This window comes from Salmonella sp. K21076 (assembly GCF_039650795.1).
Lineage (GTDB): Bacteria > Pseudomonadota > Gammaproteobacteria > Enterobacterales > Enterobacteriaceae > Salmonella > Salmonella enterica.
This window is the reverse complement of sequence record NZ_JBCLYA010000044.1, coordinates 42559-66131: the sequence shown is the minus strand read 5'-3', so window position 1 is coordinate 66131 and position 23573 is coordinate 42559. Positions and strand designations below refer to the sequence as shown.

Here is a 23573-nt window from a genome sequence, read left to right as displayed (position 1 = left end):
TTTTTGACGTAAATCAAGCGCTTGTTATTTAAAAAATCACACAAATCGCTCTTGACCGCCTAAAACCTTTAGAGATCAATTTCCTGGCGTTTTACTTCCTGCCAAACTTCTTCCATTGTTTCCAGGTCTACCCCGGTCATTTCCAGGCCTCTGGCTGCGACAATACGTTCAACTTCGCGAAAACGACGTTCAAATTTATCGTTCGCTTTTTGCAAAGCGATCTCCGCTTTCGTACCTAAATGACGCGCCATGTTGACCGTGGCAAAGAGCAAATCGCCCATTTCCTCTTCCAGTTTAGCCTGATCAACAACCGCCTGCCGCGCCTCGAACATCACCTCATCGATCTCTTCATAGACCTTATCGACGACCGGCCCCAGCGTCGTCCAGTCGAAGCCCACGTTTGAACACCGTTTCTGGATTTTTTGCGCGCGCATTAAGGCCGGTAAGCTGCGCGGAATATCGTCCAGCGCGGAATGCTGCGCTTTTTGCGCGCGCTCTTCCGTTTTGATTTGCTCCCAGCGAACTAATGCTTCTTCGCTATTATCCGCGGAAAGCTCGCCAAAAACATGCGGATGGCGGCGCTCCAGCTTGTCGCTGATGGCAGCGCAAATATCATTAAAATCGAAGCGGCCTTCTTCCTGCGCCATCTGCGCGTAAAACACCACCTGGAACAACAGGTCGCCCAGTTCGCCGCGCAAATCGTCAAAATCCTCACGCGCAATCGCATCCAGTACTTCATAGGTTTCTTCCAGTGTATAAGGCGCGATGCTGGCGAAGGTCTGCTCTTTATCCCACGGGCAGCCGTTTTCCGGGTCGCGCAGGCGCTGCATGAGGGTGAGAAGACGGTCAATTTGATGGTTAGTTGTCATGGTCTTTAATCGGTTGTAAATACTAGCGACAATTGTAACGTATTATTCTTAACCATTCACGCACAGAGACACTACGACAACGCCTATATAATAAAATATATTGTTAACAGGTGTTGAATGCTACCTTTCCCGTATAACTTTAAAATTATTAATCGATACACAACAATATAATAATCATATAACTAATTTATTAAAAAAAAACAGATATTTGCACTAGGCATTATAAATAACATCAATTAAGTAAAAAAATTATGCAAACACTATAAGCCCCCCACCCAAAAGAGCCTTCCCTTTCAAAAAAAAATAAATTATTTCACTTTTACGGAAAAACGAGTAGCATGCACGCCAGTTTAATATTCAAAAAAGACCGCTTTTTTGTTTTTTCTGAAACATACATGAAATAAATATATTGAAAGTATTACATATAATATTCTATGAACCTGTACGACCATTCTGTTCATAAGAATATACTCATAAAAATGTAGAAATATAATATTTTATTATTACATATTTTTTACCCAAAGCCCGCAGCATGGCTCTATGCCGCATATCCCTTGATATACGCGTACAAAATGCTGCCATAAAACACGTTAATTAAGGATAACACGATGAAGTCATCTCATTTTTGTAAACTGGCAGTAACTGCATCTTTAGTTATGGGAATTGTCTCCGGCGCTCAAGCCGCGGGTAGCAACACAGCAAAGGTTACTTTCCTTGGTAATATTGTTGATTCCCCCTGCTCTGTCACATTGGATACGGAAGATCAAACAGTCAATATGGGCTCAAGTATCGGTAATGGCACGCTGAGTAATGGTAAAACGACCATCAACAATGCCCGTACCTTTCATATCGATCTTGAGGGTTGTACCTAGGCTACCGAGAAAAATATGAATGTGGTATTCACTACAGGTAGTGGAACCACAGCGGCTACAGGCGCCACGGATAATCTCGCGCTGATGAAGACTGACGGCACTGGCGCTATTAGCAACATAAGCCTGGCAATCGGCGATGCAGGCAAAAACAATATCAAACTGGGCGATACCTATACACAGGCCATTGCGGACCTGGACAGAGATACCATCCTTGATGAGAAGCAAAGCCTGAATTTCACCGCCTGGCTGGTTGGCGCAGCAACCGGCACCGTAGGCACAGGTGAATTCAGCAGCGCCGCCAACGTCACTATCTCTTACCTGTAATTCAGATAACAGAGTCACGACGATAAATACCCTGCCGCTTTAGGTAGGGTATTCCTGTTGAGTTTTATTGCGGAATATATTTGATGAATAACACATGGAAAAGTGTTCTTTGCCCAATAGCGTGTGGAGTGGGAATGCTTCTAAGCGCCTCCCCTTATAGCGCGTCAGGCAAAGACATCGAATTTAATACCGATTTCCTCGATGTAAAAAATCGCGATAACGTCAACATTGCACAGTTTTCTCGTAAGGGTTTTATCCTGCCAGGCGTCTACCTTTTACAAATTAAAATTAACGGACAGACTCTGCCGCAGGAATTTCCTGTTAACTGGGTTATTCCAGAACATGATCCACAAGGAAGTGAGGTTTGCGCAGAACCAGAATTAGTTACGCAATTGGGTATAAAGCCGGAACTCGCGGAAAAACTCGTCTGGATAACGCACGGTGAACGACAATGTCTGGCGCCAGATTCACTGAAAGGCATGGATTTTCAGGCTGACCTGGGACACTCCACGCTGCTGGTGAATTTACCCCAGGCGTATATGGAATACAGCGATGTCGACTGGGACCCACCCGCCCGCTGGGATAATGGTATTCCCGGCATCATTCTGGATTACAACATTAATAATCAGCTCCGCCACGATCAAGAAAGCGGCAGCGAAGAGCAAAGCATCAGCGGCAACGGGACGTTAGGCGCGAACCTGGGCGCATGGCGACTACGGGCCGACTGGCAGGCCAGCTACGACCATCGTGACGATGACGAGAGCACTTCCACCCTCCACGATCAGAGCTGGAGCCGCTACTACGCCTATCGCGCACTACCGACGCTCGGGGCCAAACTTACGCTGGGCGAAAGCTATCTCCAGTCCGATGTTTTCGACAGCTTTAACTATATCGGTGCCAGCGTCGTTTCTGACGATCAGATGCTGCCGCCGAAACTGCGCGGCTATGCGCCGGAGATCGTGGGCATTGCGCGCTCTAATGCAAAAGTCAAAGTCTCCTGGCAGGGGCGCGTACTGTATGAAACGCAGGTGCCCGCAGGACCGTTCCGTATTCAGGATCTCAACCAGTCCGTTTCCGGTACGTTGCACGTCACCGTGGAAGAGCAGAACGGTCAGACCCAGGAGTTTGACGTTAACACCGCATCGGTTCCCTTCCTGACGCGCCCCGGCATGGTGCGCTACAAGATGGCGCTGGGCCGCCCGCAGGACTGGGATCATCACCCTATTACCGGCACATTCGCCTCGGCGGAGGCTTCGTGGGGGGTCACCAACGGCTGGTCGCTCTATGGCGGCGCAATTGGAGAAAGCAACTATCAGGCCGTGGCGCTGGGAAGCGGTAAGGATCTTGGCGTGGTGGGCGCGGTGGCGGTGGACATTACGCACTCCATCGCCCACATGCCGCAAGACGACGGGTTTGACGGCGAAACGCTGCAGGGTAACTCATATCGCATCAGCTACTCCCGTGACTTTGATGAAATCGACAGCCGACTAACCTTTGCCGGATACCGCTTCTCAGAAAAGAACTTTATGAGCATGAGCGACTATCTGGATGCGAAAACCTATCATCATCTCAATGCCGGTCACGAAAAAGAACGCTATACGGTCACCTATAACCAGAACTTCCGTGAACAGGGCATGAGCGCCTATTTCAGCTACTCACGCAGTACCTTCTGGGACAGCCCGGATCAGAGTAACTATAACCTGTCTCTTTCCTGGTACTTCGACTTAGGGTCGATAAAAAATCTCAGTGCGTCGCTGAACGGCTATCGCAGCGAATATAACGGTGATAAAGATGATGGCGTCTATATCTCGCTGTCTGTTCCCTGGGGCAATGATTCCATCAGCTACAACGGTACGTTTAACGGTAGTCAACACCGTAATCAGCTCGGCTATTCCGGCCACAGCCAGAACGGCGATAACTGGCAGCTTCACGTCGGGCAGGATGAACAAAGCGCGCAGGCAGACGGTTATTACAGCCATCAGGGCGCGCTGACGGACATCGATCTGAGCGCGGATTATGAAGAAGGATCGTACCGTTCGCTGAGTATGTCGCTGCGCGGCGGCATGACGCTGACCACCCAGGGCGGCGCGCTACACCGGGGAAGTTTAGCGGGCAGCACACGTTTGCTGGTTGATACCGACGGCATTGCGGACGTCCCCGTTAGCGGTAACGGCTCGCCAACCTCAACCAACATTTTCGGCAAGGCCGTGATTGCGGATGTCGGAAGCTATTCGCGCAGCCTGGCGCGTATCGATCTGAACAAATTGCCGGAGAAGGCGGAAGCTACTAAGTCGGTTGTGCAGATCACGCTCACCGAAGGCGCCATCGGCTACCGTCACTTTGACGTGGTCAGCGGCGAGAAAATGATGGCGGTTTTCCGGCTAGCAGACGGCGACTTCCCACCTTTCGGCGCCGAAGTGAAAAACGAGCGCCAGCAGCAGTTGGGCCTGGTGGCCGATGACGGCAACGCCTGGCTGGCGGGCGTAAAAGCCGGGGAAACATTGAAAGTCTTCTGGGATGGCACGGCGCAGTGTGAAGCATCACTCCCGCCCACGTTTACACCAGAGCTATTGGCCAACGCGCTATTGCTGCCGTGCAAAATGCTGGAAGGTCAGCCCCCCACCGCACCGCAGAAAAGTTCTCCGCTGCCTGCGCAACCGCTAATCCAGGAACATACGCAAACCGATGGCCAACCGGCCGCGCCGGTGGCGACAACCACTCAAACCCCGCCCATACCGCTGGCTGACAACCATGCGGTGAATCGCAAGGATATGGAATAAAGGGAACCTGTAATGAACAAGACCAACCATTTTAATCGCCAGGCGCTTATTGCCACGGTATTACTGGCTGCGCCGCTGGTGTCACACAGCGCGATTGTGCCGGATCGTACCCGCGTTATTTTTAACGGCAATGAAAATTCAATCACCGTCACGCTGAAAAACGGCAACGCCACTCTGCCCTATCTCGCTCAGGCGTGGCTGGAAGACGATAAGTTCGCCAAAGATACCCGCTATTTTACCGCCCTGCCGCCGCTGCAGCGTATTGAGCCAAAATCCGACGGGCAGGTTAAAGTCCAGCCGTTACCAGCCGCGGCTGGCCTACCGCAGGACCGGGAAAGTCTGTTTTATTTCAACGTGCGAGAAATTCCGCCGAAAAGCGATAAGCCTAATACGCTCCAGCTGGCGCTGCAAACGCGTATTAAGTTTTTCTACCGCCCGGTAGCCGTAGCCCGGCAGGTGGATAAGACGCACCCGTGGCAGACGAAGCTCACGCTGACCTACCAGGGCGATGGTGTGATCTTCGACAACCCCACACCGTTTTACCTCGTCATCAGCAATGCCGGTAGCAAAGAGAACGAGACCGCCTCCGGCTTTAAAAACCTGCTGATTGCCCCGCGTGAAAAAGTGACCTCTCCCATCAAAGGTGCCTCGCTCGGCAGCTCACCGGTGGTGGGCTACGTCGATGATTACGGCGGCCATCGCCTGCTGGTTTTTACCTGCTCAGGGAATACCTGCAAGGTCAATGAGGAAAAAACCCGTGACGCTGAGAAGAAAGCGAATAAGTAATCCTGTGCGAAAGAGATCTATGACGATGTTGACTCGCTGGAAAATACTGGTGCTGCTGTGCGGTGGATTCGTTACCGGCACCGAGGCTGCCGGCACAAAAACCGTGCAACTGGAGCTGCATCTGGTCGTCACTCAACCACCGCCCTGTACGGTAGGCGGCGCTTCCGTAGAGTTTGGCGATGTCCTGACCACCAAAGTTGGCGATGTTTCTCAAACGAAACCTGTGGGCTACAGCCTGAACTGCGATGGCAGAGCGAGTGACTATCTGAAGCTACAAATTCAGGGGACCACCACCACCATCAGCGGGGAGCAGGTTCTGCAAACTTCGGTGCAGGGGTTAGGCATCCGTATTCAGCAGGCGGGCAATAAGCAACTGGTTCCGGTTGGCATAACGGATTGGCTGAACTTCACCCTGAGCGGCAGCAATGGGCCGGAGCTGGAAGCCGTACCGGTTAAAGAGCCCACCACGCAGTTAGCGGGTGGCGATTTTAACGCCAGTGCGACGTTAGTCGTGGATTACCAGTGATGGAGAGATTCATAGTGAAAAGGGTGCTTATCCTGACGCTTTTAATCACCCGGTTTGCCTGCGCCGACAATTTGACCTTTCACGGCAAACTGATAAACCCGCCCGCCTGTACTATCAATAATGGTGAAACGCTGGAGGTCAGTTTTGGTAGCGTGATTATTGATAATATTGACGGCGTCAATTACCTGACCGAGATCCCGTGGACCCTTACCTGCGACAGCAGCTTTCGCGATGACGCATTAACTTTTACGTTGAGCTATCTGGGCACGGCGACGCCTTACTCCGCAAAAGCCTTAACCACCAATGTCCCTGGGCTGGGCATTGAACTTCAGCAGAACGGCACGGTGTTTCCTCCCGGCACGTCGCTAACCATCAATGAGTCATCGCTTCCCACACTAAAAGCCGTGCCGGTAAAACAGCCCGGTAAAGAGCCTGCCGAAGGCGATTTTGAAGCTTTTGCCACGTTACAGGTGGATTACCAATGAACCGTATTTTTCAAACTACCGGGCATTTGATCGGAGGCGTAATGTTATGGGCGGTTTGCAATACGCTACCTGCTGCCACGCCTAATGTGCACTACAGCGGTAAGCTGGTTGCCGGAGCCTGTAACCTGGTAGTGGATAATGACACGATGGCGACGGTGGATTTTCATACTATTGGCAGTGACAATTTCGACGCCAGCGGGCAAACGACTCCTGTTCCATTCACACTTAGCCTCCAGGATTGCAAAACAGCGCTAGCCAACGGCGTGGTGGTGACCTTTCAGGGTGTTGAAGACAGTACCCTGCCCGGACTGCTGGCGCTCGAATCGTCTTCTATTGCTAACGGTTTTGCTATAGGGATTGAGACCGCAGATCAGCACCCGTTAATTATCAACGCTTCTCAAGGTACGGAATTTATGTTGGCAGAGGGAAATACCATTATCAATCTCCAGGCATGGCTACAAAAAACATCAGGGGAAAATATTATGCCTGGGGAATTTAACGCCAGCGCAATGGTTAATTTTGAATACCAATAATGTTATTTAACAAAAAGGCATTGATGCTCTGGCCAGAATAAAAAGGAGTTACAACGCAATGGAAATAAAAAAAAGCATCTTGGTTAGAAAAAATATACGCTTGTCAGGAATCATCATTGACATGCTCATTTTAACCATACTTTTAATCAGCACGTTTGATGCTGTATCTGACTCTTCCCCGGTAAAAGCAAGCGCTATCAATATTGCACTTCAAGGAACTCCCAACACAGATTATGAATTAAATGGCGATCTCCGCTCTAACGGAGGGATAATGCCAAAGACGCTTTATATGGTATGTTCAGGAGGAAAATTCAGTGCAAGCCAGGCTGATTGCGTTGCCGGTCAATGGGTAGATATCGAAGTTGTAATATCTGCGGACAGTCATACGTTCATGAATTTGACAAATATGGGCAATTTGAGTTCTTCTGCATTTCAGGAAAAAAGGCGTGCTCGCTGTACAGCGAAAAATAGTAATACGATGGATTGTATTTGGGAAAGTAACTTCGACATTAACTTGTTTTTTTCACCTTCTACAAACATCTCCTCAATTGAAAGACAATCTCTGACTCTCCATATCGAGCCTACGAATAATGCATCACCTTCTCTACAGCAAATCAATATCAGCGGCGACTTAATCTACCAGCCTTCTGACTACGCAGTGTATAATCAAGGATATACTCCTGACGTCTTAGCCTACGTTAATTTTTATGCTAAATACAATATCGTCCAATCAAGCTTTGGTACACAGACAGGCCCGGCGACGGGCGCCCTGCCGGGACGCCTCAATCTGAACGGGAACGTAGCGACCACAGTTTCTTTATATCCTGAACAACTTGATGCCTCTTTTTCGAAAACAGAATTTTCCATCACATCTGCCAGCAAAGAATTTACGGGTTCTGGTAATAATGAACTACTGGCAGAAATCTATCTAAACTATGGACTACAGCATTGCCAGCCGCAAACGGCAGATAGTATTTGTGGTCAAATATTAGCTAACGCGAACGTTTCAACATCGTGTGGTGATCATAATATTACTATCACAACCAATATGTGCAATACAGGTAATGACCAATGTGATAGTGATGAAACATGGAAAATTGCAGAGATCTTCGGGACATGGGGCCGGGTTAATGTCGACACTATATGCGCTATTACAGTATTGCTTCCCTATGAATAATGCTTAGAAAAAATACTCGGAACCCTAAATAATCTCGCAAAACAGTAGATTACTTATCCGAAAAATTTTTCGGCCTTCAGTGAGGGGCTCTGCTCCAGTTGCGCGATCAGATCATTTAACCAAAATAATAGTCGAACAAAAGAGGCGAGCCATGAACGGCTACCATTTCTTTCGCGAGTTAAGCGAAGAATGCTGAAAAAACAGTACAGAAAAGTCAGGATAAAGAGTTATACAGACGGCTTACCACTATCCCAATGCTGTATACAGGATTATTGGTTAGTTCACTTTACTGCTCCTAAAAAACCTGCCTCACTTAAAATTTAGCAAAATTATTGACCAAGGAAAACAAATGTGTACAAATTTTTTAAAAACATCGCTACTAATAACATCCACTTTTTGGTGTATTGCGCTACAATGCGCTGAAGTAAGAACGGATATAAAATATAATTCTCAAATTATTTCACAGTTTGATAGTATTAGCGCACTGGCTGGCGATCCTACATTCGATACCATCCATACCCCATTACCAACAAACATTCATATCCTTTCATCGTGCACTAAGTCAGGTGGAGGGGGGGTTGTATTCCAGGTACATTGCCTGATGGACTTGAATCCACTCTTGAGTTTGATCCATCAACTTCTTTCATCAATACAACCGCTGTCGATAACGGTATCACTTATAGTTTTACTGGTGAAGCGGTAAAAGCGACGGCACATGCCAGCTGTACGGCTAATCAGGCAACTAACAGCGCAATTTGTGTATGGGATAAATCATTTTCACTTCCCCTCACCTTACTTACCAAACAGAACGGAATAACCATTAACCAGCAAAATCTTACAGTTTCGGTAATACCCGGAGGAGGAAATAATGATACTAACCAGTACTCATCCCTTTCCGGCCATATTATTATTGATGAATCGGTAAGCAGCTACACGAATTATGAACCGGAAACATCGGGCATTGAGAATTTAAAATTAAAATGGACTGTAACAGTGACAGAAGATACCGAAGGTGATGTCGGTATATGGAACGGATCACTTGTACTTAATGGCTCTCCAGCGTCCACCCTACATCGTTATTTGCTTCCAGAAATATTAGATGCTTCATTTTCTGAAAATGCGATAGCGCACAGTACCGAAGTCGCCATGACTGGCGCAAAAAATAATGTCGAGCTAGCCTCTGTATATCTCTACCATGGCAATACGCCATGCGATGATACATCCTTGTGTAACTACAGTCTTAATAAGACATCAGTTTCTCTTGTATGTCACGATCTGAATGCGCAACTTAACTTTAGCAACACTTGTAATGCTTCAGGCACAACACATTGCCTGAACGGAAAAGTAGGTACGATAAAGGGTACCTGGGAGAGAGTCAACATCGATACAACTTGTGCAATTACCGTTTTGATACCCTACGAATAAACACAGGAAAAATGATGACCATAAGCAAAAGAATCATAATTTCATTTATTCTATTTATGTGCTTCACCAACAATACATTTGGATCTGGATACGTTAAGATCAATGCCGAATTGAATGATATGGCAGGCAGAGGGGTAGGCACAGTGATTTAAATAGTAATCTACGGCGAAGGGGAAATCTTTCTTTTTGGTTGTACAGGGAACGCTTCGGCATACCAGAAAGGAGGTCAGCCCCTCACGGGATAGATGAAAAAACAGATCCAGAATCGCAGGGCGAAAAGAGTTAATGATGAGAACAGATAAAGAATGAAGAAGCTTAGATCCAGACTCATAGCTAATTATTCATAGAATAAATACTATAGTAATGAATAAAATTCAGAATAGGTGTTACGTATTTCAAACACATAAAACCTTAACCGATATCACATAGAGTATAACTTAAAAAGGCTATAACCAATTTACATGCTTACCAGCATCCTGATTCTGGCTCAGAATACGTATCACGATAACTTCCGTAACTGATTATATAAAATAGATAATATGCCTTTCAAACGGTAAGGCATAAATGTATTCACCCAGTTCAGGTCGAGGCGTGCCAATGTTATTGGCACTCATAATGCTGAATATTTCTGATAGATGATGAATATATCGATCGGCCTGTATTTCACCAAAATGCTGCCAGCCGTAATGCCAGATATTTTCCAGATCTTCACTGGCCTTTGGCGTTAATTTTACCGTTCTCATCGGGTTTGATCATCCCTGTTTTGACCTTCCGTAAAAAGGCATCCTTTTCCCAGGCCTGCGGCTCTCCGCTGTTCAGACCTTCAGCCAGAAGTTCACGTAACGCCTGAAGTCGTGACTCGGCCTGTTTTTCCCTCAGCAGACGAAGAGACTCTCTGATCACTTCACTTTGCGTTCTGTAATCACCTGATTCTATGAGCGATTCAATAAACTCGCGCAATTCATCGCCAAGATCAACGGTCATTGTTCTGGCCATAACAGCCTCCACTGTAAGTATAAATCTTACATAAGAGTACACCTGAAATGAAATGTACGTCAAAAACATACCTCATATATCATGCTTATGGGGTTGGCTAATGCGGCTTTGCTGAACGAGTAGCAAAGCCGCTACATTATTACTGTCTGGGGTTTACCCCCCGTGCAGTCGCCGTGCATCAATCACATCCGGCACCTGGTTCAGCTTACCGAGCACGCGGCCCAGCACCTGCAGGTTGTAGATCTCGATGGTCATATCAATGGTGGCGATCTGCTGTTTAATGTCGCTGCGGCTGGCGACGCCCAGCACGTTGACTTTTTCGTTAGCCAGAATGGTGGTGATATCACGCAATAAACCGCTGCGATCGTTGGCCTGGACGCGCACCACCAGCGAATATCCCGCCGAGTAGCTTTCGCCCCATACCGCCTCTACGATCCGCTCCGGCGCATGGGAGCGCAGTTCCGCCAGCTGTTCGCAGTCGGCCCGGTGCACGGAAATCCCCCGCCCCTGAGTAATGAAGCCGACAATTTCATCCCCCGGAATCGGCTGGCAGCAGCGGGCAATGTGGTGCATCAGGTTACCAACCCCTTCCACCACCACGCGCCCGTCGTCTTTACGACGATTTTGCGGCGCGTATGTTTTTTGCTGAAGCTGTTTCAGCGCCGCTGCATCCTGCTCCTCTGCACTCGGCTTATTGAACTGCGATTGCAGGAAATTCACCATCTGATTAAGACGGATATCGCCGCCGCCTATCGCCGCCAGCAACTCTTCCAGCTCATTAAAGTTGTAGCGCGGCAGCAGATGTTTTTCGGCCTCTTTCAGGCTAATCCCCAAATGCGCCAGCTCATCGTCGAGGATCTGCCGTCCAGCCAGGATATTTTTGTCACGGTCCTGTTTACGGAACCAGGCGTGAATTTTCGAGCGTCCGCGGCTGGTCGTCACATAGCCCAGGTTTGGATTCAGCCAGTCGCGGCTGGGATTCGGCTGCTTCTGAGTGATAATTTCAACCTGATCGCCCATCTGTAACTGGTAGGTAAACGGTACGATGCGCCCACCAATTTTCGCGCCGATGCAGCGGTGCCCGACATCGCTGTGGATGTGGTAAGCAAAATCGAGCGGCGTAGATCCGGCAGGCAAGTCAACCACGTCGCCTTTTGGCGTAAAAACGTAGACCCGATCGTCAAACACCTGGCTGCGCACTTCATCCAGCATTTCGCCGGAATCGGCCATCTCTTCCTGCCAGGCGATCAGCTTACGCAGCCACGCAATTCTGTCTTCATGGCCGGAACGCACGCCGCCGGACGCGGCGCCTTCTTTATACTTCCAGTGCGCCGCCACACCCAGTTCGGCGTCTTCATGCATCTGTTTGGTACGGATCTGGATCTCAACGGTTTTACCGCCCGGCCCCAAGACCACGGTGTGGATAGACTGGTAACCGTTCGGTTTCGGGTTAGCGACATAATCATCGAATTCATCCGGCAGGTGGCGATAGTGCGTATGCACTATCCCCAACGCGGCGTAGCAGTCTTGCAGACGTTCAGCGACGATACGCACGGCGCGCACGTCAAAGAGTTCATCAAACGCCAGATGCTTTTTCTGCATTTTGCGCCAGATGCTATAAATATGTTTTGGTCGTCCGTAGACTTCCGCCTGCACGCCTTCGTTTTTCATTTCGGCGCGCAGATGTCCAACAAACTCTTCGATGTAATGTTCGCGATCGAGGCGGCGTTCATGCAGCAGTTTGGCGATGCGTTTGTATTCCGCCGGATGCAGGTAGCGGAAACAGTAGTCTTCCAGTTCCCACTTCAGTTGCCCGATGCCCAGACGATTAGCGAGCGGCGCATAGATGTTGGTACATTCTTTCGCCGCCAGCACGCGCTCATCTTCCGGCGCCTCTTTCACTTCGCGCAAATGAGCGATTCGCTCGGCCAGTTTGATGACCACGCAGCGGAAATCATCCACCATCGCCAATAACATTCGACGGACGTTATCAACCTGCTCCGAAGAAACAGAGTCGTTATGAGTGGCGTTTAACTGGCGGATCGCCGCCATATCGCGCACGCCATGAATCAGGGTAACGATAGATTTGCCAACGCTTTCGCGCAGTACATCTTCGCTGACTACGTTGGCGTCGGCCAGAGGGAACAGTAGCGCCGCCCGCAGCGTGTCGATATCCATACTCAGCGTGGAAAGAATTTCTACCATCTCCACGCCACGCCACAGCAACAGATCCGCATCCGGATGTCCTTGTGTCTGTTGCAGGCAATACGCCCAGGTTTCGGCTAAGCGCTCACACGACTGCTGGCTGGAAATTCCCAGGCTTGCGATCCACTTCTTCGGATCAAATTCACCAGCTTTATTAATATGTGCACTTCTTACCGCGACCATCGTCCTCTCCTTAAGGGACCAGGCCTACCGAAGTCGGTAAGCCGGTAATCATTACATGCGCTCGAACAGAACCATTGATTCCAGATGTCCTGTGTGCGGGAACATGTCGAGCATCGCTAAACGCGTAACCTCATATCCCGCATTGACCAGCGCTTCACTATCGCGCGCCAGCGTCGCCGGGTTACAGGATACATAAACAATGCGAATAGGTTTTAATTTTATAATATGTCGCATCACTCCTGTAGCCCCCGCACGCGCAGGATCGAGTAAGACTTTGTCAAAGCCGTTTTTCGCCCACGGCTGCTTCGTGACATCTTCCTCCAGGTTCTCGTGGAAGAATGTCACATTATGTAAACCATTGCGGATGGCGTTTTCACGGCCTTTTTCTACCAGCGCCTGAACGCCCTCAACCCCTACCACGCTTGCCGCGCGCGTTGCCAGCGGTAGCGTAAAATTCCCCATTCCGCAGAACAGATCCAGGACACGATCCTCGGCGCGCACATCAAGCCACTCCAGCGCGCGGGCGACCATTTGCTGGTTTACCGCCTCATTAACCTGAATAAAGTCTCGCGGACTGAAGGTTAAACGTAAGCCGTGCGAATCATACCAGGGCGCTTCGCCAGATACCGTTTCCAGTATCTCGCTAAACGGCGCCAGGAACAGAGACAATCCCTCAGAATGCGAAAAGCGTTCCAGTTTTTCTTTATCCGCCGCACTTAATGGCGCGGTATGGCGCAGAATCATCAGCGTACCGCTTCCCGCCTGTACCAGCTCAACATGCCCAAGATGTCGGGTGCCGTGTAAACTCGCCAGACACGCCCTGATGCGGGGCAGCAATGCTTCAAGCTGGGGCGCCAAAACGGGGCACTGTTCGACATTGACGATATCGCTGGAACCCGCTTTGCGAAATCCCATTTGCAGCGGTTTATCCGGCGGGCAATTCAGACTTAACCGCGCACGACGCCGATAACCCCAGGACGCGCCGGCGATGATGTCATTCACCTCATGTTTCATTAAACGCGCCAGCGCCGCGCTTTTGCTGCGTTGTTGCAGGTCGATGCCGACATGCTGTTGCTGACAACCGCCGCAGACGCCAAAATGCGGGCAGCGCGGCGTTTCTCGTTCCGGGCTATCATTCAAACGGCGCGAAACGCGTGCGCGGGCAAATTGCTTTTTATCTTCTGTAATAATGACTTCTGCGCTTTCCTCAGGCAATAAACCGGGGATAAACAGCGCCTTTCCGTTATGACGGGCTACGCCCTGACCAAATGAATCGAGGTCATTGACTTTAACGGTTATGATCTGACGCGTCGTCACGCGCCGTTTTGCAGAGTAGAATTGCGCCATCGACCAGCTTTTTCTCAATTTAACAGTGTGACCCTAATTGTCCCATAACGGAACTCCATGACCAACTACAGCCTGCGCGCACGCATGATGATTCTGATCCTGGCCCCGACCGTCCTGATAGGTTTGCTGCTCAGTATCTTTTTTGTAGTGCACCGCTATAACGACCTGCAGCGTCAACTGGAAGATGCCGGCGCCAGTATTATTGAACCGCTCGCCGTCTCCAGCGAATATGGTATGAACTTACAAAACCGGGAGTCTATCGGCCAACTTATCAGCGTCCTGCACCGCAGACACTCTGATATTGTGCGGGCGATTTCCGTTTATGACGATCATAACCGCCTGTTTGTAACGTCTAATTTCCATCTGGACCCCTCACAGATGCAGCTTCCTGCCGGAGCGCCGTTTCCACGTCGTCTGAGCGTTGATCGCCACGGCGATATTATGATTCTGCGCACCCCGATTATCTCGGAGAGCTATTCGCCGGACGAGTCAGCGATTGCCGACGCGAAAAATACCAAAAATATGCTGGGGTATGTGGCACTTGAACTGGATCTCAAGTCGGTCAGGCTACAGCAATACAAAGAGATTTTTATCTCCAGCGTGATGATGCTTTTTTGTATTGGCATTGCGCTGATCTTTGGCTGGCGGCTTATGCGCGATGTCACCGGGCCTATCCGTAATATGGTGAATACCGTTGACCGCATTCGCCGCGGACAACTGGATAGCCGTGTGGAAGGATTTATGCTGGGCGAGCTGGACATGCTGAAAAACGGCATTAATTCCATGGCGATGTCGCTTGCCGCCTATCACGAAGAGATGCAGCATAATATCGATCAGGCCACCTCGGACCTGCGTGAAACCCTTGAGCAGATGGAAATCCAAAACGTTGAGCTGGATCTGGCGAAAAAGCGCGCCCAGGAAGCGGCGCGTATTAAGTCGGAGTTCCTGGCGAACATGTCGCACGAACTGCGAACACCGCTGAACGGCGTCATTGGTTTTACCCGCCTGACATTAAAAACGGAGCTGAACCCCACCCAGCGCGACCATCTGAACACCATTGAGCGTTCCGCGAATAATCTGCTGGCAATCATTAATGACGTGCTCGACTTCTCCAAGCTGGAAGCCGGTAAGCTCATTCTGGAAAGTATCCCTTTTCCACTGCGCAACACGCTGGATGAAGTGGTTACGCTGCTGGCCCACTCGTCGCATGATAAAGGGCTGGAGTTGACGTTAAATATTAAAAACGACGTCCCGGAAAATGTGATTGGCGACCCGCTGCGCCTGCAACAGGTCATTACTAATCTGGTGGGCAATGCCATTAAGTTCACCGAGAGTGGCAATATCGACATTCTGGTAGAAAAGCGGGCGCTCAGTAACACCAAAGTACAGATTGAAGTGCAGATCCGCGATACGGGGATCGGCATTCCGGAGCGCGACCAGTCGCGACTGTTTCAGGCGTTTCGCCAGGCCGATGCCAGTATTTCTCGCCGTCACGGCGGCACCGGGCTTGGGCTGGTGATTACGCAAAAGCTGGTCAACGAAATGGGCGGGGATATCTCTTTCCACAGCCAGCCTAATCGCGGCTCGACCTTCTGGTTTCATATTAATCTTGATCTTAACCCAAATGTCATTATTGACGGGCCGTCGACCGCGTGTCTGGCCGGGAAACGGCTGGCTTATATCGAACCGAATGCTACCGCCGCGCAATGTACCCTGGATCTACTGAGCGACACGCCGGTGGAAGTGATTTACAGCCCGACCTTCTCCGCGCTGCCGTTAGCGCACTACGATATTATGATTTTGAGCGTTCCGGTGACCTTCCGCGAGCCGCTCACCATGCAGCATGAACGTCTGGCGAAAGCAGCGTCAATGACGGACTTTCTACTGCTGGCGCTACCTTGCCATGCGCAAATTAATGCCGAAAAGCTGAAACAAGGAGGCGCGGCAGCCTGTCTGTTAAAACCATTGACGTCAACGCGCCTGTTGCCAGCGCTGACAGAATATTGCCAGTTGAATCACCATCCTGAACCGCTGCTAATGGATACCAGTAAAATCACCATGACGGTTATGGCGGTTGATGATAATCCCGCTAATCTGAAGCTTATCGGCGCGTTACTGGAAGATAAAGTCCAGCACGTAGAGCTTTGTGATAGCGGACATCAGGCGGTGGATCGGGCGAAACAAATGCAGTTTGATCTGATTTTGATGGATATTCAGATGCCGGATATGGACGGCATACGCGCCTGCGAGTTAATTCACCAGCTTCCTCATCAGCAGCAAACACCGGTTATTGCCGTTACGGCACATGCGATGGCCGGGCAAAAAGAGAAGTTGCTCAGCGCGGGCATGAACGACTATCTGGCTAAACCGATAGAAGAAGAGAAGTTGCATAATCTGTTGCTGCGCTATAAACCCGGCGCCAACGTAGCAGCGCGCCTGATGGCGCCGGAACCGGCTGAGTTTATCTTCAATCCGAATGCGACGCTCGACTGGCAGCTTGCGCTCCGCCAGGCTGCCGGTAAGCCCGATCTGGCACGGGATATGCTGCAAATGCTGATTGATTTTCTGCCGGAAGTGCGCAACAAAATTGAAGAACAACTGGTGGGAGAGAATCCCAACGGCCTGGTCGATCTGGTCCATAAGCTACACGGGAGCTGCGGCTATAGCGGCGTACCGCGGATGAAGAACCTTTGCCAGCTTATTGAGCAACAGCTTCGCAGCGGCGTCCACGAAGAGGAGCTGGAGCCTGAGTTTCTGGAGCTGCTGGATGAGATGGATAATGTCGCGCGTGAAGCGAAGAAGATATTAGGCTGATATTCGCCGGATGGCGGCGTGACCGCCTTATCCGGCCTACAACTCAGCGTAATTGTTGCCCCGCTTTCAGCGTTGCAGCCACGTTGCGCGCGGTCATTCGTACGTTTTCACTCGCATTCTTCAGCGCGTCCTCCAACGTGCAGATGGTATAAATCACGCTGAAAACGGCATCAAGCCCATGTTCATGAACCACGCCAACGTCCGCCGTCAGGCTACCCGCAATACCAATTACCGGCTTGTTATACCGTTTGGCGATGTTTGCCACGCCAATAGGGACTTTACCGTGAATGGTCTGACTGTCGATGCGTCCCTCGCCGGTGATGACTAAATCAGCATCCGCAAGACACGCTTCCAGATGAAGCGCATCGGTGACAATCTCAATACCACGCCGTAGCTGCGCGCCGCAAAACGCGTATAACGCCGCCCCCATGCCGCCTGCCGCGCCGCCGCCTGCCAGATCCAACACATCGACATGCAGATCGCGGGCAATCAAATGCGCATAGCGAGTCAATGCCGTATCTAGGCGTTCAATCATTTCCGGCGTCGCCCCTTTTTGCGGACCAAAAACTGCAGACGCGCCCTCTTTGCCGGTAAGGGGATTCGTGACATCGCAGGCGACCTCTATATGGCACGCCGACAAACGCTTATCCAGGCCGCTGATATCAATGCTGGCGAGTGTTTCCAGCCCAATGCCGCCTTGCGCAATATCATTGCCCTGCGCATCCCGTAGCCTGGCACCCAGCGCCTGTACCATCCCCGCGCCGCCATCGTTGGTGGCGCTACCGCCGATACCAATAATGATATGCTCAACGCCCGCATCCAGCGCATGACGGATCAGCTCGCCGGTTCCCCATGACGTGGTCTTCAACGGATCGCGTTGCGCGGGCGGCACCTGCTCCAGCCCGCTGGCGGCCGCCATTTCAATGAACGCGGAACGCGCATCGCCGGAAAGCCCATAAAACGCATTGACGCGATGCCCCAACGGCCCGGTGACCTCAACATGCACGATTCGACCCGCCGTCGCTTCAACCATCGCTTCGACAGTACCTTCTCCGCCATCAGCCAGCGGTAATTTCAGGTAATCCGCGTCAGGCCAGATCTCGCGAAATCCTTGTTCAATGGCGGTCGCTACCTCAAGAGCACTCAAACTTTCCTTATACGAATCTGGTGCGATCACTATTTTCATAAGTCGTCCTTACGCATGTTGATCCTGTTAAGCATACACCCAGAGAAGGACCGGTTCCTTACGGAACCGGCTCTGACTTAACGCACCATGCAAGGGCGCTTATTATCAAACGTCCAGCCAGGAATTAAGTACTGCATTCCCATCGCGTCGTCACGCGCGCCTAAGCCATGCTTTTGATAGAGCTCATGCGCTTTCATCACCTGATCCATATCGAGCTCAACGCCCAGCCCCGGTTTGGTCGGTACTTGCACCATGCCGCCTTTAATTTCAAACGGTTCTTTAGTCAGACGTTGGTTGCCTTCCTGCCAGATCCAGTGGGTATCGATAGCAGTGATCTTGCCCGGCGCCGCCGCGGCAACATGGGTAAACATCGCCAGTGAAATATCAAAGTGGTTGTTAGAGTGCGAGCCCCAAGTCAGGCCGAACTCATGACACATTTGCGCCACGCGTACAGAGCCTTGCATAGTCCAGAAGTGCGGGTCCGCCAGCGGGATATCGACGGATTGCAGCGACAGCGTATGCCCCATCTGACGCCAGTCGGTGGCGATCATATTGGTGGCCGTCGGTAATCCGGTCGCGCGACGGAATTCCGCCATCACTTCACGACCGGAAAAACCCTGCTCCGCGCCGCACGGATCTTCTGCATAGGCCAGAGAACCTTTTAGGTATTTACCAATGCTGATCGCTTCGTTCAGCGACCAGGCACCGTTTGGATCGAGCGTGACGCGCGCTTGTGGGAAACGTTTCGCCAGCGCCACGATTGACTCGGCCTCTTCTTCGCCCGCCAGCACGCCGCCTTTCAGTTTGAAGTCGTTGAAGCCGTATTTTTCATACGCCGCTTCCGCCAGACGCACTACCGTTTCCGGCGTCATCGCCTCTTCATGGCGCAGACGATACCAGTCGCATTGCTCATCCGGCTGGCTTTGATACGGCAGCGGCGTAACCTTGCGATTGCCGACAAAGAACAGATAACCCAGCATTTCGACTTCGCTGCGCTGCTGACCGTCGCCTAACAGCGAAGCGACGTTGACGCCCAGATGTTGGCCCAAAAGGTCAAGCATTGCCGCTTCAATGCCCGTCACCACATGGATAGTGGTACGGAGATCGAACGTTTGTAAACCGCGTCCGCCCGCATCGCGATCGGCAAACTGGTTGCGAACGGCGGTCAGGACATTTTTATATTCATCCAGCGTTTTTCCCACCACCAGTGGAATCGCATCTTCCAGCGTTTTGCGAATTTTTTCGCCGCCCGGAATCTCGCCGACCCCAGTATGACCGGAGTTATCTTTAACAATGACGATGTTGCGCGTAAAGAACGGGGCGTGCGCGCCGCTCAGGTTCATCAGCATACTGTCATGACCCGCAACCGGGATAACCTGCATTTCAGTCACTACAGGCGTGGTAAATTGAGTACTCATAACTGTGTCCTTATTCAGAATTAGTGACGACCAAAAACAGGGCGTTTGCGGTCAAAAGTCCAGCCGGGGATCAGGTATTGCATCGGGCCTGCATCATTACGCGCGCCGCCTGGCAGCTTTTTATACGCGTCATGCGCTTTTCGCACCTGTTCCCAGTCAAGCTCTACGCCCAGTCCTGGCGCATCCGGAACGGCAATTTTGCCGTTTTTAATTTCCAGCGGATTTTTAGTCAGGCGGCAATCGCCCTCCTGCCAGATCCAGTGCGTATCAATAGCGGTGGGTTTGCCTGGCGCCGCCGCGCCGACATGGGTAAACATCGCCAGTGAAATATCAAAATGGTTATTCGAATGGCAGCCCCAGGTTAGCCCCCAGTCATCGCACAGTTGCGCCACGCGAACGGCGCCGGTAAGGGTCCAGAAATGCGGGTCGGCAAGAGGAATATCTACCGCGTTGAGCATCACCGCGTGTCCCATTTCACGCCAGTTGGTGGCAATCATATTGGTCGCCACCGGCAGTCCTGTCGCGCGGCGGAACTCCGCCATGACTTCACGACCAGAGAATCCTTGCTCCGCGCCGCACGGATCTTCCGCGTAGGTCAGTACATCATTCAGCCCTTTGCACAACGCAATGGCTTCATCCAGTAGCCAGGCGCCGTTCGGATCCACGGTAATACGCGCGTCCGGGAAGCGTTTTTTTAGCGCGCGAACGGTATCAATCTCTTGTTCGCCCGGCAGCACGCCGCCCTTGAGTTTAAAATCTTTAAAGCCGTAGCGATCCTGAGACGCTTCCGCCAGCCGCACGACCGCGTCGCTGTTCAGCGCTTCCTGATGGCGCAGACGATACCATTCATGACTGCCCGGCGTGCTTTCCAGATACGGCAGATCGGTTTTAGTGCGATCGCCAATATAGAAGAGATAGCCCAACACGGTGACGGCATCGCGCTGTTTACCTGGCCCTAACAGTTCACAGACCGGCACATTAAGCGCCTGTCCCTGTAGATCAAGCAGCGCCGCTTCCAAAGCCGCCACCGCGTTAACCCGCAGTTCAAACGTCCATGCGCCTTTGCCAAAGGTGTCAAAATCAGCGGCCTGGTTGCCTTTATGCACCTGCTGCACCACTTTGTTCAGGCGGGCGACTTCCTGGCCTAATACCATCGGAATAGCATCGACCAGCGTCTGATAAATCACTTCTCCGCCCGGCGTCTCGCCGACGCCAGTATGCCCGGCGTTATCGGTGAGGACGACGATGTTACGGGTGAAGTACGCGTTATGCGCGCCGCCGATGTTGAGTAGCATACTGTCATGTCCGGCAACCGGAATGACCTTCATGTCCGTAATAACGGGACTGGATTGCGTTGTCATGATAATTGTCCTGCGACAGGTTTCAGTTCAATACGCTTAATATCGCCTACCAGCACCAGATAGCTGATGATGGCCACCAGGGCATGTACGCCGACATAGATCAACGCGCCGTTGAAGGAACCGGTGGTGCCAACGATGTAACCAATCGCGATTGGCGTCACAATACCGGAAATATTGCCGAACATATTAAACAAGCCGCCGGAAAGACCGCTGATCTCTTTCGGGGCGGTATCCGCCATTACTGCCCAGCCCAACGCGCCAATACCTTTACCGAAGAAGGCCAACACCATAAAGCCGATGATCATCCATTCCACGTTCACATAGTTACAGAACACCATAACCATTGACAGCAACATTCCCAGCACAATCGGCGTCTTGCGCGCGATATTCAGGAAGCCAGTACGACGCATCAGCCAGTCGGAAATGATGCCGCCCAACACGCCGCCGATAAAGCCGCAGACTGCAGGAACCGAGGCGACAAAGCCCGCTTTGAGAATCGACATGCCGCGCGCCTGGACCAAATAGACCGGGAACCAGGTAATAAAGAAATAGGTCAATGCGTTAATACAGTACTGACCGATGTAAACGCCAATCATCATACGAGAGCCCAGCAGCTGTTTGATCTGGCCCCATTTGACGCTAAACGGTACTTTCGCTTTGGTGTCTTTCTGATCCATATTGATCAGCGCGCCGCCTTCTGCGATGTACTCCAATTCTTTCTTATTTACGCCCGGATGGTTATTTGGTTCATGGATAACTTTCAACCAGATAAAGCTGATGATGATCCCTAACCCGCCCATAAAGAAGAAGACATGCGACCAGCCCACTTCGTGCGTCAGCCAGCCCATAATCGGCGCGAAAATAACCGTGGCAAAGTATTGCGCGGAGTTAAAGATGGCCACCGCCGTTCCCCTCTCCTGCGCCGGGAACCAGGCCGCAACGATGCGACTGTTGCCCGGGAAAGAAGGCGATTCCGCCAGACCGACCAGGAAACGAAGCGTAAAGAGGGCGACAATAATGCCGAAACCACTAAAGATATCGACAAAACCCTGCAACAGGGTGAAGACTGACCAAATGAAAATAGACCAGAAATAGACGCGTTTGGAACCAAAGCGGTCCAGCAGCCAGCCGCCCGGGATCTGCCCGATAACATAGGCCCATGAAAAAGCAGAAAAAACATAGCCCATACCTACCGGATCAAGGCCGATATCTTTGGCCATTTCTGAGCCGGCAATGGACAATGTGGCGCGGTCGCCGTAGTTGAAGGATGTGACGATAAACAGCATCACCACTATCCAGTAGCGGGCGTTCGTGCGTTTCTCCGCACTGCTCGCCGCGTGACTTAATGAACTCATTGTTGCACTCCTGAAATTTCGCGTTAGCTACGCTCACTCTGAACTGCACAACCGGTAGGGAATCAGAGATAACGTTTCCTTGTTGCAGCTTTTATTAGGTCGTTTGCTTTGCACGCTGCATGCTTTTATTCACTGGCAGGAGAAGTATAAAAAGCGCGCCACACACACTCACCGTGCAACAACACAGTATTTTGGCGATGAATTACGCCTGTTTATGGCAAAAGCCCAGGACAGTGGAAGCCACTTCACGGAAATGAAATCAGAAGGCGTCGGCGTCGACGCAGGAGGAGTAAAAAGAGAAGAATGTGAAACAGGTCGCTTGATTACATGAAAACGCCCGTAAAAAACTGCCGCTTTTGCGGGCATATGCCCAAAGCTAACACGATTCAGTTACTTTACACTGTGTACAGGTCGTGATTTTGCTTACTGGCAACGCAAGCAAACGAAAAGGTACCCTCCCGTAGGGGGGAGGGATTTACCTCAGGAAAGTAAAGTTCCCCAGTTTTCAACCCAGGGATTGGATTGGCTCTCCGGCTCCGGATGTTCGCTGGCGTCAATGAATAATATCTCCCCCACCCGCTGCGCGCTTTGCTCTTGCAACAGGGCATCAAACTGTTTGCCGCCATTACAGAAATTGGGGTAGCTGCTATCACCTAGCGCAATCACCCCGTAACGCAGGTTTGGCTGAAAACCCAACGTATCTTTAATGCCGTGAAAGAGCGGCGCAATGCTATCCGGTAGATCGCCTTGCCCGGTCGTCGAGGTAACGACCAGCGCAACCTTATCCTGATATTGCTGCCAGTCGGACAGTTCAGGATCTTCAAACACGGTCGCGCTGTGGCCCTGTCTGGCGAGGATCGCTTCCGCTTCTTCCGCCACCAGCAGTGAGTTGCCATACATGGTCCCGACAAAAATACCAATTTCCGCCATT

Annotated in this window: 18 protein-coding genes and 2 pseudogenes; 10 read left to right on the top strand and 10 right to left on the bottom strand. The window is 51.1% G+C overall.

Going from position 1 to position 23573, the window contains the following annotated elements; all coding sequences use genetic code 11:
- Window positions 1–68 precede the first annotated feature (68 nt).
- The gene (mazG, locus tag AAYN39_RS12000) at window positions 69–869 is read right to left on the bottom strand and encodes a nucleoside triphosphate pyrophosphohydrolase (protein WP_000210450.1); all 801 of its coding nucleotides are present in this window, start codon (window positions 867–869) and stop codon (window positions 69–71) included.
- 608 nt (window positions 870–1477) lie between these two features.
- On the opposite strand from mazG, the pseudogene AAYN39_RS11995 reads away from it, so the two are divergent.
- The 8 genes and pseudogenes from AAYN39_RS11995 to AAYN39_RS11960 all read left to right on the top strand — a co-directional run bounded on the left by AAYN39_RS11995 (window position 1478) and on the right by AAYN39_RS11960 (window position 9777).
- Window positions 1478–2065: pseudogene (locus tag AAYN39_RS11995) on the top strand (fimbrial protein).
- An 83-nt stretch (window positions 2066–2148) separates the two neighbouring features.
- Entirely contained in the window at window positions 2149–4845 is a 2697-nt protein-coding gene (locus tag AAYN39_RS11990) for a fimbrial biogenesis outer membrane usher protein (protein WP_024131208.1), read from the top strand.
- A 12-nt stretch (window positions 4846–4857) separates the two neighbouring features.
- On the top strand, window positions 4858–5631 hold the full coding sequence (locus AAYN39_RS11985) for a fimbria/pilus periplasmic chaperone (RefSeq protein ID WP_001044464.1): 774 nt from the start codon (window positions 4858–4860) through the stop codon (window positions 5629–5631).
- A 19-nt stretch (window positions 5632–5650) separates the two neighbouring features.
- Window positions 5651–6157 (top strand): fimbrial protein, encoded by a 507-nt coding sequence (locus AAYN39_RS11980; protein WP_000178263.1) that lies wholly within the window; start codon window positions 5651–5653, stop codon window positions 6155–6157.
- Between the two features lie 14 nt (window positions 6158–6171).
- Window positions 6172–6642, top strand: a complete 471-nt coding sequence (locus AAYN39_RS11975; protein WP_000832400.1) for a fimbrial protein — start codon at window positions 6172–6174, stop codon at window positions 6640–6642.
- The gene (locus tag AAYN39_RS11970) at window positions 6639–7175 is read left to right on the top strand and encodes a fimbrial protein (protein WP_001079652.1); all 537 of its coding nucleotides are present in this window, start codon (window positions 6639–6641) and stop codon (window positions 7173–7175) included. Before AAYN39_RS11975 ends, AAYN39_RS11970 begins: the two co-directional genes overlap by 4 nt.
- A 58-nt stretch (window positions 7176–7233) precedes the next feature.
- Window positions 7234–8352, top strand: coding sequence for a hypothetical protein (locus AAYN39_RS11965; protein WP_000403444.1), 1119 nt, complete (start codon window positions 7234–7236; stop codon window positions 8350–8352).
- A 594-nt stretch (window positions 8353–8946) separates the two neighbouring features.
- Window positions 8947–9777: a hypothetical protein gene (locus AAYN39_RS11960; RefSeq protein WP_010989225.1), complete on the top strand. Its 831-nt coding sequence runs from the start codon at window positions 8947–8949 to the stop codon at window positions 9775–9777.
- A 446-nt stretch (window positions 9778–10223) separates the two neighbouring features.
- On the opposite strand, the pseudogene AAYN39_RS11955 reads toward AAYN39_RS11960, so the two are convergent.
- The 4 genes and pseudogenes from AAYN39_RS11955 to rlmD all read right to left on the bottom strand — a co-directional run bounded on the left by AAYN39_RS11955 (window position 10224) and on the right by rlmD (window position 14508).
- Window positions 10224–10520 (bottom strand): annotated as a pseudogene (locus tag AAYN39_RS11955) (type II toxin-antitoxin system RelE/ParE family toxin).
- Window positions 10486–10842, bottom strand: coding sequence for a type II toxin-antitoxin system ParD family antitoxin (locus AAYN39_RS11950; protein ID WP_010989226.1), 357 nt, complete (start codon window positions 10840–10842; stop codon window positions 10486–10488). Before AAYN39_RS11950 ends, AAYN39_RS11955 begins: the two are co-directional and overlap by 35 nt.
- An 84-nt stretch (window positions 10843–10926) precedes the next feature.
- Window positions 10927–13161 (bottom strand): GTP diphosphokinase, encoded by a 2235-nt coding sequence (gene relA, locus AAYN39_RS11945; protein WP_000226841.1) that lies wholly within the window; start codon window positions 13159–13161, stop codon window positions 10927–10929.
- Between the two features lie 51 nt (window positions 13162–13212).
- A complete protein-coding gene (gene rlmD, locus AAYN39_RS11940; protein WP_000046844.1) occupies window positions 13213–14508 on the bottom strand; it encodes a 23S rRNA (uracil(1939)-C(5))-methyltransferase RlmD in 1296 nt (431 codons plus the stop codon).
- A 57-nt stretch (window positions 14509–14565) separates the two neighbouring features.
- Here rlmD and barA point away from each other — a divergent pair, with 57 nt between their 5' ends.
- Entirely contained in the window at window positions 14566–17322 is a 2757-nt protein-coding gene (gene barA / locus AAYN39_RS11935; RefSeq protein ID WP_000186405.1) for a two-component sensor histidine kinase BarA, read from the top strand.
- 43 nt (window positions 17323–17365) lie between these two features.
- Here the strand turns inward: barA and AAYN39_RS11930 are convergent, their stop codons facing one another.
- From AAYN39_RS11930 to gudP, 4 genes are all read right to left on the bottom strand, one after another.
- Window positions 17366–18508: a glycerate kinase gene (locus tag AAYN39_RS11930; protein WP_000706477.1), complete on the bottom strand. Its 1143-nt coding sequence runs from the start codon at window positions 18506–18508 to the stop codon at window positions 17366–17368.
- Between the two features lie 77 nt (window positions 18509–18585).
- The gene (gudD, locus tag AAYN39_RS11925; protein ID WP_000107119.1) at window positions 18586–19926 is read right to left on the bottom strand and encodes a glucarate dehydratase; all 1341 of its coding nucleotides are present in this window, start codon (window positions 19924–19926) and stop codon (window positions 18586–18588) included.
- Between the two features lie 20 nt (window positions 19927–19946).
- Window positions 19947–21287: an enolase C-terminal domain-like protein gene (locus tag AAYN39_RS11920; RefSeq protein ID WP_000211809.1), complete on the bottom strand. Its 1341-nt coding sequence runs from the start codon at window positions 21285–21287 to the stop codon at window positions 19947–19949.
- On the bottom strand, window positions 21284–22642 hold the full coding sequence (gene gudP, locus AAYN39_RS11915) for a galactarate/glucarate/glycerate transporter GudP (RefSeq protein WP_000097011.1): 1359 nt from the start codon (window positions 22640–22642) through the stop codon (window positions 21284–21286). The genes AAYN39_RS11920 and gudP overlap by 4 nt, the downstream gene beginning before the upstream one ends.
- A 79-nt stretch (window positions 22643–22721) precedes the next feature.
- On the opposite strand from gudP, the gene AAYN39_RS11910 reads away from it, so the two are divergent.
- Window positions 22722–22973 carry a hypothetical protein gene (locus AAYN39_RS11910; protein ID WP_001626563.1) on the top strand — a complete coding sequence of 84 codons (252 nt, stop codon included), beginning with the start codon at window positions 22722–22724 and terminating at the stop codon, window positions 22971–22973.
- 149 nt (window positions 22974–23122) lie between these two features.
- Here the strand turns inward: AAYN39_RS11910 and AAYN39_RS11905 are convergent, their stop codons facing one another.
- On the bottom strand, window positions 23123–23572 hold the full coding sequence (locus AAYN39_RS11905; protein ID WP_000807735.1) for a flavodoxin: 450 nt from the start codon (window positions 23570–23572) through the stop codon (window positions 23123–23125).
- Window position 23573: the final 1 nt, after the last annotated feature.

Bases quoted from the DNA above. Each gene is read 5' to 3' on its own strand.
- gudD (WP_000107119.1), bottom strand. From the start codon at position 19,926: ATGAGTACTCAATTTACCACGCCTGTAGTGACTGAAATGCAGGTTATC.
- AAYN39_RS11965 (WP_000403444.1), top strand. From the start codon at position 7,234: ATGGAAATAAAAAAAAGCATCTTGGTTAGAAAAAATATACGCTTGTCA.
- AAYN39_RS11905 (WP_000807735.1), bottom strand. From the start codon at position 23,572: ATGGCGGAAATTGGTATTTTTGTCGGGACCATGTATGGCAACTCACTG.
- relA (WP_000226841.1), bottom strand. From the start codon at position 13,161: ATGGTCGCGGTAAGAAGTGCACATATTAATAAAGCTGGTGAATTTGAT.
- gudP (WP_000097011.1), bottom strand. From the start codon at position 22,642: ATGAGTTCATTAAGTCACGCGGCGAGCAGTGCGGAGAAACGCACGAAC.
- AAYN39_RS11930 (WP_000706477.1), bottom strand. From the start codon at position 18,508: ATGAAAATAGTGATCGCACCAGATTCGTATAAGGAAAGTTTGAGTGCT.
- mazG (WP_000210450.1), bottom strand. From the start codon at position 869: ATGACAACTAACCATCAAATTGACCGTCTTCTCACCCTCATGCAGCGC.
- rlmD (WP_000046844.1), bottom strand. From the start codon at position 14,508: ATGGCGCAATTCTACTCTGCAAAACGGCGCGTGACGACGCGTCAGATC.
- AAYN39_RS11950 (WP_010989226.1), bottom strand. From the start codon at position 10,842: ATGTTTTTGACGTACATTTCATTTCAGGTGTACTCTTATGTAAGATTT.
- barA (WP_000186405.1), top strand. From the start codon at position 14,566: ATGACCAACTACAGCCTGCGCGCACGCATGATGATTCTGATCCTGGCC.
- AAYN39_RS11985 (WP_001044464.1), top strand. From the start codon at position 4,858: ATGAACAAGACCAACCATTTTAATCGCCAGGCGCTTATTGCCACGGTA.
- AAYN39_RS11980 (WP_000178263.1), top strand. From the start codon at position 5,651: ATGACGATGTTGACTCGCTGGAAAATACTGGTGCTGCTGTGCGGTGGA.
- AAYN39_RS11920 (WP_000211809.1), bottom strand. From the start codon at position 21,287: ATGACAACGCAATCCAGTCCCGTTATTACGGACATGAAGGTCATTCCG.
- AAYN39_RS11990 (WP_024131208.1), top strand. From the start codon at position 2,149: ATGAATAACACATGGAAAAGTGTTCTTTGCCCAATAGCGTGTGGAGTG.
- AAYN39_RS11970 (WP_001079652.1), top strand. From the start codon at position 6,639: ATGAACCGTATTTTTCAAACTACCGGGCATTTGATCGGAGGCGTAATG.